Source organism: Helicovermis profundi (assembly GCF_033097505.1).
GTDB lineage: Bacteria > Bacillota > Clostridia > Peptostreptococcales > Acidaminobacteraceae > Helicovermis > Helicovermis profundi.
This window is the reverse complement of sequence record NZ_AP028654.1, coordinates 1,069,818-1,086,715: the sequence shown is the minus strand read 5'-3', so window position 1 is coordinate 1,086,715 and position 16,898 is coordinate 1,069,818. Positions and strand designations below refer to the sequence as shown.

The window sequence follows — 16,898 nt, the reverse complement described above, 5'->3', positions numbered from 1 at the left end:
AAAGTTTTATTATTTACTCGTAATCAAAAATAATTTCTTAGTTTTTGAAAAGATTAAACTTCTAAGCAATAAAACGAGAAATTTTAATATTAAAAAAAGGAGAAAATATTTATGGGTAAATATCAGAATATCAACACATTAAAACCTGAAGGAATTGAAAATAAAAAAGCGTATTTAATTGGAGCAGGTATTGCTTCGTTAGCTGCTGCTCACTATTTAATTCGCGATGGTCATATGAAGGGTAAAAACATTACTATTATAGACGAAACTAATGTTAGTGGTGGAGCTATGGATGGATGTGGTAATGCTGAAGACGGTTATGTTGCAAGAGGCGGCAGAGAAATGGAAGAACATTATGACTGTACTTGGGATTTGTTCTCAAAAATACCTTCAATAGAAGAACCAGATAGAACTGTACTTGATGAATTTAGAGAATTAAATCTTAATGATCCTAACTATTCAAAATGTAGAGTCATAGAAAATAGAGGTGAAAAATTAAATTTTGATAGTCTTGGATTAGATGAAATTCATGTAAAACAACTTACAAAGCTTTTTTTAGCTACAGAAGAAACACTTGGAGCAGCTACTGTTAAGCAATTCTTTGATGATAGTTTTTTAGAAACTGATATGTGGTTATATTGGAGAACTATGTTCGCATTTGAAACTTGGCACAGTGTTGTTGAAATGAAACGCTATATGCATAGATTTATGCATTTGATGCCTGGAATGAGTAAAATGGAAGGTCTAGTTTTTACTAAATATAATCAGTATGATTCAATGATACTTCCTTTAAAAAAATGGTTAGAATCTAATAATGTTGTCTTTGATTATAATACAAAAGTTATTGACCTTGATATGGATATTGATGAAGAGAAAAAAACTGTTACTGGTATTCACCTTATTAGAAATAACTCTGAAAAAGAATATATTAAAACAGATAAAAATGATCTAGTATTCTTTACAAATGGTTCGATGACAGAAAATTCTACACTTGGAAGTATGTACAAAGCACCAAAACTTGATAGAAGTGAAGGTGGATGTTGGGGACTTTGGAAAAACATTGCTAAAAAAGATAAATCATTTGGAAACCCTGAAGCATTTTGTAGCGATATTGATAAAACTAAATGGGAATCTTACACAATAACAGCCAAAGGTTCTAAAATGGCTAAATTAATTGAAAACTATGCCGGAAGAAGTCCTTTTGATATTAGCAAAACTGTTACTGGCGGTATTATTTCAATAAAAGATTCAAATTGGTTATTAAGTTTTACGGTTAATAGACAACCTCAGTTTAAAAACCAACCTAAAGATGTAATCGTTATATGGGCATATGCTTTATTCCCTGACAATGAAGGAGATTTCATTAAGAAAAAAATGAGCGATTGTACAGGAGAGGAATTACTTAAAGAATTATTATATCATCTTGGTATTGATGAAAAAAATATGAAAGAATACATTGACGAATCAATTGTAATACCAGCTATGATGCCTTATATAACTAGCCAATTTATGCCAAGAGTTAAAGGTGATAGACCTTCAGTAGTACCTAATGGATCTGTAAATCTTGCTTTTCTAGGTCAATTTGCAGAAATAGAAAACGACTGTGTATTTACCGTTGAATACTCAATAAGATCCGCTATTATAGCTGTTTATACTCTACTTGATTTAGATAAAAATCCACCAGAAATTTATCCAAGTCAATATGATATTAGAGTTATAATGAACGCAACTAAAACAATGTATAGCGGAAGAAAATTACCAGCAGAATCAATAATCAAAAAACTTTTATTTAATACTTCACTAGAAGGATTAATTTAAAAATAAAAAAATCACTATATATGAAAGTTCATATATGGTGATTTTTTATTACTAAATTATTATTTTACAGCAGCCACTACAGACATCTCTACTAAAATATTTTCTCTAGCCATCTTAGCTTCGACACATGCTCTAGCTGGTTCAAATCCATCTATAACCCAATCATCCCACAAAACGTTCATTTTATCAAAATCACTGATATTTCTAAGATAAATAGTTGTAGAAATTATATGTTTTCTATCAGAACCATATTTTAACAATAAATCTTCAATTTTCTTTAAAACGCATTTTGTTTGTTCTTCAATAGAATCAACATCTGAACATGTTTGTCCACACAGATAAAGCGTTTTATTAAATTCAACAACTCTACTCATTCTTCCAGTTCCTTCAAATCTTTTAATTTCCATTAAACCCCTCCGTTATACTTTCATAATTCTATATTATTATACAATATAATATGTTTATTACAAGCATTTAATTAAACAATAATATCTGCCCCAATCATTCCTTTTAATGATTCAAAATAATTTTCAGTTTTAAAGTATTTTAATAATTCCTCAGCTTTATAAAGTTTTTCTTTGTAATTATATTCATCAATAACTGCTTTATTTATTGGATTATTAATAAAATTTTTTAAGCTATTTATTTTTTTCCTTATCAATACACTCTCAATATTTTGCTTATTTCTAAGTCTTTTAAGATACCATACGCTATTAATAACATTTTCTTTTAAAAACAATTCACGTACATTCTTAGAATTAATATTTTCACCATTATATTCTCCATCTACCATAATATTAAGCAGAGCTTTTAAGGGAGGTATTGCTTCGTTTATACTTCCATCAATAAAATATGCCTGAGCAGCTTTTTTATGTCCTAATGCTATATTTAAAACACCATCAACAAAATCTTCTAAATTTTGTTTTTCAGGTTTTAATATTTTTTCATCAAATACCGATTGCGGGGCATCAAATATTTTTCCAAGATATTTATATGAAAAAATTTCAGTAATCCTATATCCTAATATACTTGCTGGAACTAGTTTATCTTTATAGATAAAATCATCTATTTTTTCTAGTGATCCTTCTCTTATAAGATTTATTGGATTTCTCTCTTTTTCATTAAGTCTCGCCCAAATTTCTGGAATTAACATCGAAATATCATGATCAACTTTCACTCGTGGTCCAATATAACCAGCCGGAGTTGTAAAAACAGAATAATCTCCAAGTATATATGAAAGTAATGCATTATTTAAATCATAAATAGGAAGTAACATATTAAAGGGTGCTTTAGTTAAAGCTCCTTCTGACCCAGCTCCAGTTGTAGAAGGTGACTTACCTGTTAAACTGCTAATATAATCCATAAAAAGTTCAGGTAATTCTTGATAATGAAGAGGGCTGTAAACACTTAGCGGTAAAATTTTCTTACCATTTTCGTGCCTTGCAGGGTTATTTCTTCTACCGGCAAGAACTGCATTGACGGGAAACAAAACTTTTTCATCTATTCCTATTTTCCTAGATAATTTTACTCCAATTTCTGAAATATATTCCTGTAAAGGATTAATAAAATCAAATCTATTTTCAAGATATCTTGGATTTTTTGTAGCTTTACCATTTACAATTCTCGGATGTGATGAAACTATACAATATTTGTCATCGCCATTTAAGAAATCGTCAATATGCTTCTTTACAACATCTGTATATGAAATATATCCCATAACATCTTCTTTTATAGTTTTAACATTTTCTTTATCTAATACTTCATAATTTGTAACAAATAAATTATTACTAGATAAATCTTTTTCAGCTGCTTTATCATAGCCTTTAACAATAGCTTCATCTGGTCTTTGAAAAAACCTAAATTCACAATTCGTTGTAAATTTATAGCTATCATTATCCCACTCTTTTTTTAAGTTTTTAAGCATTTTTGATGGCACAGTAATAGAAGCTGTAATATCATCTTCCTTTTGAAGTTTTTCTGAAGGCATAAAATCCATTCTTAATTTAAAAACTCTCCAAGAGTTATCTTCACTAAATCCTACCCTTAAAAAACTCGGCCTTATTTTTCTTCCATTAAAATTAATCTCATTTCCCGGTTTTCCGTTAATTGTATCAACAGAAAAATGGCTTCTCCAATCTCCATTCCAAGAAGTCTGATAAAATCTTTTCACCATGAAAACTAGAGCCTTGATATGATTTGGTATTGATATAATATAACTATTAAATTCATCAGTATAATAAATAGATGGAGTTAAGAGTTTTATAACTGACCCTAAAGTTCTATCAATCGATAGAACTGGCCTAGATGGTCTTACTCTTTCAGGATTTATTTTCCATCTTCTTCTATAATCATATTTTAAAATTTTCTCCACAAAATCTAAATCTTTTTCTAAATCATGAATATAATAATTTCCATAAATAATAGAATTACTAAGAGATTTTGATATTTCCGACTTTCCACCTCCGGAAACTGTACATGGTTTATGGCAAAAAATTCCTTCTGCCTCAGTACCCACAAGTTTCCAAGCAGGAGCAGCAGGATGTTTTTCCATATGAAGTTTATCTCCATTTGGCAATATATAATAATATGTTGGCAGAAGTTTTAGTTTTCTTTCTTCACCTAAATACTCCCACTTTATTGTAGTTTTATGAAGGTCAATTTCAACATTTTCAGGAATGTAGATTACTTTACTATTTGTCCTATCTACACCATAATTGTCCGAATTAATTTCCATTATAGATGAATAATTTATTTTTATATCCTCAAAAGAGTATTTACTCGGATCAATATTTTCTTTTGCATTATAATATTCACCTAAATTAATTCTAGGATATACAATTGTACCACCTGCATGTTCTTCTTCTACATTTCCATATAAATTAGCTGAAAAACTAATTTGAGTTTTTATCTCCTTCTTAGAATATCCAAAATAATTATCCGCTATTATAGTAACTGCCACTCCACTTTTATCTCTACACGTTATTTTAAAAGGAAGACCGTCATTATATAATTCGTTTTCATCTTTATAGCACATTCCATCCTTTTTTTGAATATCGCTAGCATCGTTAAAGCTTGGTAGTCCTAAATCTATTTTTCTAAGTTTAGTTAAATGAGGTGCCAAAACTATATAGCCCGTATGCCCTGTCCAGCCATCAACATCTAACGACGAATCATTAATATGAAGTCCTAAATCACCAGCATTACCAAAAACTGATTCAACAAAATCTAAATTCGATACCAAACTTCCAGGTACTACAAAAAGTACCTCCGAGTACTTTTGGCTTAAAATATCTCCCACCTTAGGAGAAACTATAGGCTTAATCAAAAGTGAAACAAATGTTTTAGCCTTTTCACTTTGAGAAGATGTAAATGGAAGTATTTTTAATTTTTCTGGTGGGTTAAGAGCTGATTTATATAGTTTCATAAAAGTCAATCTTGGAACTGTTTTTTTATCACTTGGTATTTTTAATCCACCTTCAACAATATGAAATGAACCCTTAGTTGTCCGTCTATCATGCTTAGGATTATTAAGTATACCTTGCTTTATTTTATAGCTACTAATATATTCATTAACAAAAGAATCTAAATCTGGAGAAAGAGATAATTCTCTAGCTATTCCATACTGGTCTAGAGTAAAATAGTCGTCAATCACTTTTATTTCATCATCAAAGCCATCAAAATAATTACTTAAGAATGTATTTATTCTTTTATTAATACCAATTTCATGAACATTATTCACTCTTATTTTTTCCTTGTAATCAATCAGTATATCTTCAAATAATTCTATAAAGTAAGAACTTGACTCTTTATCATTATTACTTTTTTCCTGATAAATAGGTAAGCCCAAAGAAGCAAGTTTAAAATTAATATATTTAATTTTATCTTTTTTATTCACATTTATATCTACATTTCCATATTCAATTCCAATCTTTTTCAACAAATTCATAAAACCTCCAATATATTTATAATTATTTTTTAAAATTTTCTGTTAATTGCATAATTTTATATAATACATTCAAAAAAATTATGCATAAAATAAATATAACAAATTTTTTTACAAATTTCAAAATTTTTTTCGTAATTTTTAAATATAAATTAAATTTTACGTAACTTTTTTTTATAAATATATTTTTTATCAAAATTTTGAATTACAAAAAGTAGAACACCTCATTATTTATGAGATGTTCTAAAATTTTTTATCGGTTTCACTATTAAGGTGCAAAAAATGTAATGTCATTTTTTTACTTCTTAATATAATCCAATAAATATATCAAGCAGATAATTTTGAATATCTTTTTTTTAGTAATTCAATATTTTTCAGATCATTTTCTAGTTCATTATTTAAAGTACCAGTGGCTTTATTATGATCAAACTTAGGATTAAAAACGCAATATTTTAGCATTAGCTTAAATGGTATCTTAGATAAATTGAATTTTTCACCGTATTTAATATTTATATTTTTTATTTCCTTATTTAAATATTCAAAAATTTCATCACTTTTTTTACAATCTATATATTTCTCGTATTGAAACATTTTTAAATATAGAATATTTAATGATGAATATAATTTTTTTTCATACATAAAGTTCCTCCCATTTTCTATTTTTTATATATTAAAAATAACCTTCTAGTGGAATAAGTGTCATATAACAAAAATGCCCTTTCATAAGAAAGGGCATACTAATCCATTAAAGAATTCACTTTAAAGTCTTAACACCTCCTCATCCTCGTGAGTTTTAATAGCATTATTATTATTGGCAGGTCTCCTGACTTGAGTTTTAAACGCATCTTTTTTTCCTTCCCATACAAAGTACAGTGGATTCATTTACAAAAGATACTTTTCTCTTACAGTGGCGGGACCGTGCTGGAATTTCACCAGTCTTCCCTTTTAAGCGATAGAATTCTATCACACCAATAATTTATTAAATTATCTGTTTCAAAATGAGTGTAACACCTTATTGTTTTTATGTCAATATATTTCTAATTTCATTAATATTAGTTTTTTAATCAATAATTAATATTACAAATCAAATTTCTTTGATTTAATTTCTTCAACTAATTCTTTAGCAAATTCACTAATATTTTTAGAACCTAACTCACCTTTATCTCTAGATCTTACAGCTACTTCTTCGCCATTAGCTTCTTTATCTCCAATAACAAGCATATAAGGGTATTTATGAAGCTGAGCTTCTCTTATTTTATATCCAACTTTTTCACTTCTATCATCAACTTCAACTCTAATACCATATTCACTTAGTTTTTTCTTTAATTCATATGCATGATCATTGTGCCTGTCAGCTACCGGCAATATTTCAACTTGAACTGGAGCTAACCAAAGTGGAAATTTACCAGCAAAATGTTCAACTAATATTCCAAAGAACCTTTCAATACTACCATATGCTACTCTATGAATAACAATTGGTTTATGTTTTTCACCATCTTTACCAATATAATTTAAATCAAATCTTTGAGGAAGTTGCATATCTAATTGAATAGTTCCACATTGCCATGTTCTACCGATACAATCTTCTAAATGGAAATCTATTTTAGGACCATAAAATGCTCCATCACCTTCATTTATAACAAAATCAAGATCTAATTCTTCAAGAGCTGTTTGAAGTGATTTTTCAGCAAAATCCCATTCTTCTTGACTTCCCATAGATTTTTCAGGTTTAGTAGATAATTCAACATGATATTTAAATCCAAAAGTTGAGTATATTTCATCAATTAATTTTGTAACATTTTTAATTTCATCTTTAATCTGTTCAGGCAACATAAATATATGAGCATCATCTTGAGTAAAGGCTCTAACTCTCATAAGTCCGTGAAGTGCACCTGAAAGTTCATGTCTATGCACTCTTCCAATTTCACCAAGTCTTAGTGGAAAATCTTTGTATGATCTCATTTCAGTATTATAAACTAGCATTCCACCTGGACAGTTCATTGGTTTTATTGCATAATCTTCATCATCAATTTTAAGAGAATACATATTTTCTTTATAATGCATCCAGTGACCTGAAGTTTCCCATAATTTTCTATTTAAAATAAGCGGAGTTTCAACTTCTTGATATCCTGCTTTTGTATGAACTTCTCTCCAATAATCTAATAGAAGGTTTTTTACAATCATTCCATTAGGTAAGAAAAATGGGAATCCAGGACCTTCTTCCATTAAAGTAAATAATTTAAGTTCTTTTCCAAGTTTTCTATGATCTCTTTTTTTTGCTTCCTCAAGTCTCACTAGGTATGCTTCAAGTAAACTTGCTTTAGGAAAAGAAGTACCATAAATTCTTTGAAGCATTTTTTTACTTGAATCACCTCTCCAGTAAGCTCCTGCTAAAGTAAGTAATTTTATAGCTTTAACAGGTTTTGTAGTTGGAAGATGTGTTCCAGCACATAAGTCTGTAAATTCACCTTGCTTATAAAATGAAATAATTTCATCTTCTGGTAAATCATTTATTAATTCAACTTTATAATCTTCATTTCTTTTTTTCATATATTCAATTGCTTCATTTCTCGGTAATTCAAATCTTTCAAGTACAAGATTCTCTTTAACTATTTTTTTCATTTCTGCTTCGATTTTTGGTAGATCTTCTTCAACAAAAGTGTGCTCAGAATCAAAATCATAATAGAAACCATTATCTATAGCAGGCCCAATTGCAAGTTTTGTTCCAGGAAATAATCTTAAAACAGCCTGAGCTAAAATATGAGAACTTGTATGTCTAAAAGAATGCTCTCCTTCATCGCTATCAAATTTTAAAATGTTTAACTCTATATCTTCATTTATTACGTAAGATAAATCTACAGTTTTCCCATTTACTTCTCCTACTATTGCTTCTTTTGCAAGTCTTCCACTAATATCTTTAGCAACTTCAAATATTGTTGTTCCTTTATTTACCTCTCTCACAGATCCATCTTTTAAAGTGATTTTTACCATTTCCATAAATTTACCTCCTATTTATATTATACAAAAACAAAAAATCTCTCATCCCTAAAACAAAGGGACGAGAGATCGCGGTTCCACCCTAATTGGTCAAAATAAATGACCCTCTCTAATCCTTTAACGCAGGCCAAACGTTGGCATTTCGTATATCACTACTAAACCAAAGCTCAAAAGTAGTTTTCATATCTCCATAATAAAAGTAATTTCAGCTAAATACTTTTTCTCTAAAATCTGGGTTGATATTACTCGTCTTTATCAAAGCAACATATATTACATAAAGAATATACCAATAAATTTATATTGTCAATACAAAGACAAAATTTTGTTTCTTCTTTATTTTGTAACACTATCTAAACATATTTAGTAATTTATCATCTATTTTTGTATTCAAAATATTATTTTCAATTAAAATTGAATAAAAATCACTAACTTTTTTTACTAGTTCCTCTCCTGCTACATACTTAAATGTTGCTCGATTTAAAAATTCTTCAACATTTTCTTTAGAATTTCTCATCATATCATATGAAAGGAGTGCAGATTCTTTTTTATTATTATTTACCCAATCAATAGATGCTTTTATTTCATTAGCTAACTCCTTAACAATCTCTGGATATTTTCTAGCGAATTCACCTTTTAAAATAACTCCTGCATTTGGAAACATACCAAAGCCTTCATTAATTTCATTCCAAACTTTGCCATATGAAATTTCTGAAAAATCAACATTTAAATTTTTAAGAGTTTTCACAGCAAAACCTGCTTCAGGTTCTCTTAAAAGAACTGTATCAATCTCACCTTTTACAAATCTACTTAGCATTTCTTTTGGTCTTCCAAATGGTTTGCCAAATACAAATTCAAAATCATCAACATTATATCCTTTAGATTGAATAAGGTATTTCGTTATTTTAGCAGGAGGAGCATCTTCAAAAAGAGGCAAGTATATTTTTTTACCTATTAAATCCCTAAATGAAGTTGCTTCATAGCCCCTAGTGAGAATAGTAAAATTGTCCCAAACAAATACTATAGGCATTTTTACATCATTATCTTTTAATTTTGATGCTGTAATAACTGCAGAAAAACTAATATCCGCTTTTTTATTTACTATCCATCCAAGATGTTTTTCAGTTTCTTCCCAAACTTTTAGTTCTTTAATATTAATTAATCCTTTTAATTTTTCTGATTGAAGTAATCTCATAATAATTGGATAGCCTACTGGAGTGGCAGATTGAATTGTTACAGAAGGTTTATCAGAAATTTTACTATCAATTTCTTTCTCTTCTACTCTTTTTCTTAAATATATCCAGTATTCATCTTTGTTTTTTTGTCTAACTTTATTATCAAAGCCCATACCTTCAAGCATATTTATCATTGGATCTGGGATAAAAGATTGAACTAAGATAAATTCCTCACCATCATTCAAAGAATATGCTTTCTTTATAATTATATCAAATGGGTCTTCTGTCATATTTCTAACATCTAGTAGGTTATCATTATTATCTCCACTTGATATTACGGAATTTTTAGGTTCATTGAAAATAGATAATCTAATATTGTTAATTTTGTTTCTAACAATATTATACTTATATCCTAATTCGTCAATTACTTTAATGATGGGTTCTGATTCAAAGGCACCTTCAAATACAATTGAGCTGCCTAGCGAAAGGTTGTTTATTAATTCAATAGACTTAGCGATGTCTTCCATATTTTCGCTTGAAATAGCAACTGTACTATTAGGTTCATTCCAAGTTATTTTGTTAATATTAGTTTTTAATAACTCAAGCTCTTTAATGCAATGCGGAAAACTTTTTAATAGTTCCTCTTCCATTCCAAGTTCTTTATTAATAAAATGTAAAATTTCGCAAATAGAAAGACCAGTCATTTTTGCTGAATTTTTAAAAGTTGCAAATTTAGCAATGCTATTCCACATAAGAGGATTTTGCATTGTCTTAAATTTAGGTGATAATTCAATCATTTTTTCTTTCAATATAGGATATTTTTCCAGCGTTTCTCTTACAGATGAATCCGCAGTAATCAGTTCACCCTTAATAATCTCTATAGCTGATGTTGGACAAATATTAAGTGCATTCATACTTAAAGTATTTTCTTCATCAGTACTTGGTTGATTTATTACAATGGCTTTTCCTTTTTCAATTTCAAAATTTTTAGGTGCAAGTCCAAGGCATGCTCTACAACCTATACATGCATCATTAACTTTAAATTTATTCATTACAATTCTCCTCCATTTATATGATATAAGTTAAGAAATGTTAATTGATAATAATTTTCATTTATAAGTTAATTATAACACTATAATTTATATTTTCCGTATCTTAAGTTACCATTTTAGTCAAAACTCCATAGCAATTGTAAACATTTCGTAAATAAATATTCTTTATCCCTCACGTCTTAAAAACGAATGCAAAATAACTCTTTTAAATCGAATATACTAGATAAATAGTATTATCATACCTTGTACTAACCCTATTAAAAATCCGATAATTCCGCCAAGTATTTCTATATGCTTAAGTTCATTACTAGCTATAGTTAAAATTAACTCTTCTAATTTAATAAAATCAAATTCATTAATTTTCTCTTCAACTATAAGTGCCACACTTACTTTTTCTGTAGCATGATGAATCATTTTTTCGCTTAATTCATCAATCATATCTTCACCATTATCATCAATAATTTCTTCAACATATTTTAAAATCATGGATTTTATACTTGAGGGAACGAGCATTGGCATTTTTTCTTCTGCGAGAGTAACAACTCTATCTTTTATTAAATTGATTATTTCGTTTTTATCAGTATCTTCAATCATTTTATCAATTATTTCTTCAATAGATAAAAGCTCATTTTCAACTGTTTCACCTATACTCTTTGCAATCTCAGGTTTTCTTTTAGGAATAAGTCCTTGAAGACTGAAATTAATAATTGGAAATTTAATTGGCTTAATTGGTCTAAACATTAATTTAATTGCAAAAACATTTGTCATCCATCCTATAAATGCACCAACAGATGCTAATATTAATAATTTTATTATCATTTTATTCTCCTACTTTTATTTAATGGTATTTCTATTATGGATCCTATATCTTCTAGCTCAAATTCTTTAAAATACTTATATTTTATATTTCTTTCTTCTAAAAATTTTACTATTCTAAAAAAATCTATATGACTCTCTAAATTTCCATAAAAAACTAAGGTATCACCTATTTTTCCCGATGCACCTCCAAGAAAACCATATTTCATACCTTTTAGCTTTACATAGCCTTCTTTTATAAGTAAAACATCAAGTCTATTTTTAAATGTATTGTAAATGCCTTTATCAGAAGTAATTATCGCTTTATCATTAGCAATCACTATCGAACATTTTGAATAACCTTGGTTAATATGAATCCATTCTTTTCCAAGTTTCTTAACTACCTTTTTTATAATATCATCCGTATACTTTGTATTATGAATAGCATAATTTCCAACAATAGCAACGTTATAAGCTATATCCATTGGATAATGCTTACTAAGAATTGTACTTCCTTTATGAACTTTATAAGCACTTATAAAATAATTGTTATCACAAATTTTTTCATACGTAAAGGGTTCAAAAATAATTTCATTATCAACTAAAGTTAAAAAAATATCGGGATGCGTTGAGATTTCATCTCTAATCTCTAAGTTTTTATTTAAAGTTATAACTCTATAATTATTTTCATTTAAATACTTTCTAAATTCATCGTTTATATGACTTGAAACAAATACTACTTTATTTAGCATATTTTTTGACAACATATGCTTGTCCTTTCAAAAACATTTTATTTATTGCGTCTTCAACTGAAAGTTCAACAAGCTCATGATCCTCTTCAATTTTACCATCATAATTCTCTTTAAGATCAATTCTGTAGAATTTCATTATTTTTTTATAACTCTTCTCGCTTCCTTTGACATGAACATATTCGATAACTTCTTCTAAAAATTCACCTATTTCTATAAATTTACCCACTTCTTCAATAACTTCTCTCCTTAAACATTCTTCTTCGCTTTCGCCAGGTTCTATGCCTCCCCCAAGTGCAAAATATCCTAATGGACTTTTGACAAGAAAGACTTTATCATCTTTATACTCAAGGCCATATACACCCTTTCTTTCTATATAAGTATACTTATTTTCTTTTATACCAAAACTTCTAATTTTATTCATTATTTATTCTCCTTAAAGTGCCCCGTATATAAAAATATTTTCTAAAGCTCTTTTATATATAACCATAATTTTATTACAAAATTATGAACAAAAGAGAAAATATATAATTTAATTAAGTGTTTAAATAAGCTGTTTGCAGGGTATAACATTACATAGCATCTTAATAAATACTCAAATTTATTTAAGGAGAATCCTATGATTAAATCTAAATTTTCTATAAAAAGCATTATTTTCATACCTATAATAAGTGTATTATTATCAATACTAATAATTTTTTTTATATTTATAAGATCTAATTACAATTGGATTTCCAATGAAGAAGGAACAAAATTAGCTACTCTTTTAAATGAAAACATTCAAAATCATTTAGAAAAATTACTTTTAGATCCTCAATTTATCGGTTCCATACTAAGTCAAAATATTAATACCCTTTACGATGAAAACAATGATAACTTAAGTCTCTTAGAGAAAAATCTTCTTACATTTTACACTAAAATTTTAAAAAAAGATAATCAAATTAATGCAATAAGTTTTGGTAATGAAAAAGGAAATTATATTGGATTTAGATACAACAAAACTTCAAATTCTTTTTCTCTTATGCTAAAAGACATTAGAACAAATTATAATCTTAATATATATGATAATTCAACAATAAAATCAAAGATAAACGCTTCTTATAAAAACTATGATCCTAGAATTAGACCTTGGTATCTTCCAGTAAAAGAATCCTTAAAACAAAAGTGGTCGGATGTTTACGTAAATCAAGATGAAATTGAATCATATACGATTTCTTCACTTACACCTGTATTTGATCATAAAAATAATTTTTTAGGTTCGATTTCAATAGATATTAATTTAAACGAAATTGATAAATTTCTAAACAATAATCTTAAAAAAAGTATGGGGACTATATATATAGCAGATAAAAATTGGAATTTAATATCTAATTCAAATGATGCATCCATGTCAAATAATTTAAAAACAAAATCTACTTTACCAAAGTTAACTTTAGTGTCTGAAAGCGATAATATTCTTATTAAGAATAGTTATACATTTTTAAAATCAAATGATATAAAAAACAAAAAAATTTATAAAATTAATATTAATAATAATCCTTATTTTATTTTATATAACGATTTAGATATATTATCTAATCTAAAATGGAAAGTCGTAATAATAATTCCTGAAAAAAACCTACTTGGTTCATTAAAAAATAAAACGAATTATAGTATTATAGCCATGTTAGTGATTTTCTTTATTGGATCATTGGCAACATATTTTTTATTAATTAAGGTAACCAATCCAATATTAAAAAGTTCAGAATTGGCTACAAATATCGCTGATGGCAATTGGCATTTATCAACTGATTTTAAAGAAAATAATATACTAGAAATTAATGAACTTAATATAGCACTTCATTCTATGACAAAAAAACTTAAAAAATCTTTTGATGACATAACTACAAGTAAAAATAAATATAGATATTTAGTGGAAAATATAGATAATATGATTTACAGTATGAGTGTAGAAGGAATCATGTTAGCCATAAATAAACCATTTGAAAAAATACTAAAAAGAGACCGCAAAGAAGTTATTGGTACCCACTATAAAACTTTATTTGATAAATATGATGATGCACTAAAAATGGAAGCGTTTTTCAATAAGGCCTTAGACACAAAAAAAATGACATCATATAATTACGATTTTATAGATGAGAATACCAGAAAATTTGTTAGAATTAGCCTTATTCCAATTCTAGATGATGAAAAAAATATTATTATGGTTATTGGTTCAAATTACGATATTACAAAACTTATAAATACTCAATTAAAACTTGAAGAACTTCATAAAAATGAAAAAGATAAACTGGAAAAAATGCTTGATGATAAAACAAAAGAACTAGAAACAACTATGAAAGAACTATTAGAAAAAGAGAAACTAGCTTCTTTAGGTTCATTGGTTTCAGGTGTAGCTCATGAAATTAATACTCCACTTGGAGTATCTATTACAACCGCTTCTTTTATTGAAGATATCATTACAAAAAATAAAAAACTTACAAATAGCGGCAAGTTGTCTAAAAGTAGTTTTTTTCAATTTTTAAATAATCTTGATGAAAGTATTAAAATACTTTCTATAAATCTATTAAAAGCAGCTGAACTTGTAAATAGCTTTAAAAAAATATCTGTAAATCAAAGCCATGACGAAAAAACAAATTTTGATTTATGTAAATACACTCATGAAATAGTCTTAAGTTTAAAACATGAATATAAAAATACAAATCATAAAATAAATATCGATTGTGACTCATCTATAATAATTAATAGTTTTCCAGGTGCTTTTTCACAAATACTTACAAACTTAATTATAAACACTTTAAAACATGGATTTTCAAATAAAACTAATGGAAATATTAATATAAAAATCTATAAAGAAAATCATAATATTATTATTTCATATTCAGATGATGGATATGGAATAGAAAAAAAAGTGTTGCCAAAAATTTTCAATCCTTTTTTTACAACAAATAGAAATACAGGAAATAGTGGACTTGGCTTAAATATTGTATATAATATAGTAACCGGTAAACTTAAGGGAAAAATAAACTGCACGAGTATTCCAAATAAGAAAACAACTTTTACTATTGAATTTCCTTTTGAATAATTAAATTTAATAATCAAAAAAGAACTACAAGAATGTTTTTATTCTTATAGTTCTTTTAGTATTTTTTAATCTATTTTTACTATCCATCCATCTGGTGCTTTAAGATCACCAGTTTGAATTCCTATAAAAGTATTATAAAGTTTCATTGTAACTTCACCAACCTTAGTTTCACTATAGAAAACATGTTTATTATTCTTATGCATTATAGCACCTATTGGTGAAATAACTGCAGCAGTTCCACAAGCCCCTGCTTCAATAAATTCAGATAATTTATCAATATAAACTTCTCTTTCAATAACTTCCATGCCTAAATACTCTTTAGATATATATAGAAGTGATTTTCTAGTTATACTTGGTAGAATGGAATTTGATTTTGGTGTAACAAACTTATTATCTTTTGTTATTCCAAAGAAATTTGCAGCCCCAACTTCTTCAATTTTAGTATGAGTTAATGGATCAAGATATATACAATCTGCATATCCTTTTTCTACAGCTTCATGATGAGGTAATAAACTTCCCGCGTAATTACCCCCAACTTTTACACTTCCAGTTCCATTTGGAGCCGCTCTATCATAGTCAGAAGTAATAAAGTTCACTGGTGACATTCCACCTTTGAAATACGGTCCAACAGGCATAACGAAAATACCAAATATATATTCTTTAGCAGGTGAAACACCTATATTATCACCAATACCAATAATATAAGGTCTTAAATAAAGGGTAGCACCACTGCCATAAGGTGGTACAAATCTTCCATTTGCTTTAACAACTTTTTTACAAGCTTCAACAAAAAAATCCTCTGAAATTTCAGGCATCATTATTCTTTTAGCACTATTATTCATTCTTTTAGCGTTTTCAAATGGTCTAAATAAACCAACAGATCCATCTTTATGTTTAAACGCTTTTAAACCTTCAAAACACTGCTGACCATAGTGTAAACAAGTAGAACCTTGACTAATAGTAACTTTGTCATCTTCTCTTAAATTTCCATCGTCCCATTTTCCATCTTTATAATATGATATAAAATTATAATCAGCTTTAATGTATCCAAATCCTAAATTTCCCCAATCAATTGAAGTCTCTTTTTTCAATTTTTATCCCCCTTTATTTTTACCGTAAGTTACATAATATATATTTATTATATATCAAAAATTTTTAGATTTCTATAATAATTCTATGTTTTCATAAGCAAAATACGGGTAAATATGAAAGGCATACCTATTAAATTTTTTATTTTTTACATGATAAATACAAATAAAATATAAGGAGAGCTATACTGAATCTATA

Annotated in this window: 11 protein-coding genes, 1 riboswitch and 1 other annotated feature; of the genes, 2 read left to right on the top strand and 9 right to left on the bottom strand. The window is 27.4% G+C overall.

What is annotated here, in order from left to right:
* Positions 1 to 111 precede the first annotated feature (111 nt).
* Entirely contained in the window at positions 112 to 1,818 is a 1,707-nt protein-coding gene (locus tag AACH12_RS04680) for an oleate hydratase (RefSeq protein WP_338536917.1), read from the top strand.
* A gap of 59 nt (positions 1,819 to 1,877) precedes the next feature.
* Here AACH12_RS04680 and AACH12_RS04675 read toward each other — a convergent pair whose 3' ends face one another.
* From AACH12_RS04675 to AACH12_RS04640, 8 genes are all read right to left on the bottom strand, one after another.
* Entirely contained in the window at positions 1,878 to 2,225 is a 348-nt protein-coding gene (locus AACH12_RS04675; RefSeq protein WP_338536916.1) for a RidA family protein, read from the bottom strand.
* A gap of 71 nt (positions 2,226 to 2,296) precedes the next feature.
* Positions 2,297 to 5,764 (bottom strand): hypothetical protein, encoded by a 3,468-nt coding sequence (locus tag AACH12_RS04670; protein ID WP_338536915.1) that lies wholly within the window; start codon positions 5,762 to 5,764, stop codon positions 2,297 to 2,299.
* A gap of 324 nt (positions 5,765 to 6,088) precedes the next feature.
* On the bottom strand, positions 6,089 to 6,400 hold the full coding sequence (locus AACH12_RS04665) for a hypothetical protein (protein WP_338536914.1): 312 nt from the start codon (positions 6,398 to 6,400) through the stop codon (positions 6,089 to 6,091).
* Positions 6,401 to 6,557: 157 nt separating this feature from the next.
* Positions 6,558 to 6,749: riboswitch (cobalamin riboswitch) on the bottom strand.
* Positions 6,750 to 6,838: 89 nt separating this feature from the next.
* Positions 6,839 to 8,752, bottom strand: a complete 1,914-nt coding sequence (thrS, locus tag AACH12_RS04660) for a threonine--tRNA ligase (RefSeq protein ID WP_338537343.1) — start codon at positions 8,750 to 8,752, stop codon at positions 6,839 to 6,841.
* Positions 8,753 to 8,812: 60 nt separating this feature from the next.
* Positions 8,813 to 9,026: a binding site (T-box leader), on the bottom strand.
* Positions 9,027 to 9,104: 78 nt separating this feature from the next.
* Entirely contained in the window at positions 9,105 to 10,982 is a 1,878-nt protein-coding gene (locus tag AACH12_RS04655; RefSeq protein WP_338536913.1) for a 4Fe-4S domain-containing protein, read from the bottom strand.
* 219 nt (positions 10,983 to 11,201) lie between these two features.
* Complete coding sequence (locus AACH12_RS04650; RefSeq protein WP_338536912.1) at positions 11,202 to 11,801, bottom strand: DUF445 domain-containing protein; 600 nt, start codon at positions 11,799 to 11,801, stop codon at positions 11,202 to 11,204.
* Positions 11,798 to 12,544, bottom strand: coding sequence for a DUF6873 family GME fold protein (locus AACH12_RS04645; RefSeq protein ID WP_338536911.1), 747 nt, complete (start codon positions 12,542 to 12,544; stop codon positions 11,798 to 11,800). Before AACH12_RS04645 ends, AACH12_RS04650 begins: the two co-directional genes overlap by 4 nt.
* Entirely contained in the window at positions 12,519 to 12,950 is a 432-nt protein-coding gene (locus AACH12_RS04640) for an NUDIX domain-containing protein (protein WP_338536910.1), read from the bottom strand. Before AACH12_RS04640 ends, AACH12_RS04645 begins: the two co-directional genes overlap by 26 nt.
* A 195-nt stretch (positions 12,951 to 13,145) precedes the next feature.
* Between AACH12_RS04640 and AACH12_RS04635 the strand changes: the two genes are divergently transcribed.
* A complete protein-coding gene (locus AACH12_RS04635; protein WP_338536909.1) occupies positions 13,146 to 15,611 on the top strand; it encodes an ATP-binding protein in 2,466 nt (821 codons plus the stop codon).
* Between the two features lie 65 nt (positions 15,612 to 15,676).
* On the opposite strand, the gene AACH12_RS04630 is transcribed toward AACH12_RS04635, so the two are convergent.
* Complete coding sequence (locus AACH12_RS04630; protein WP_338536908.1) at positions 15,677 to 16,702, bottom strand: branched-chain amino acid aminotransferase; 1,026 nt, start codon at positions 16,700 to 16,702, stop codon at positions 15,677 to 15,679.
* Positions 16,703 to 16,898 lie beyond the last annotated feature (196 nt).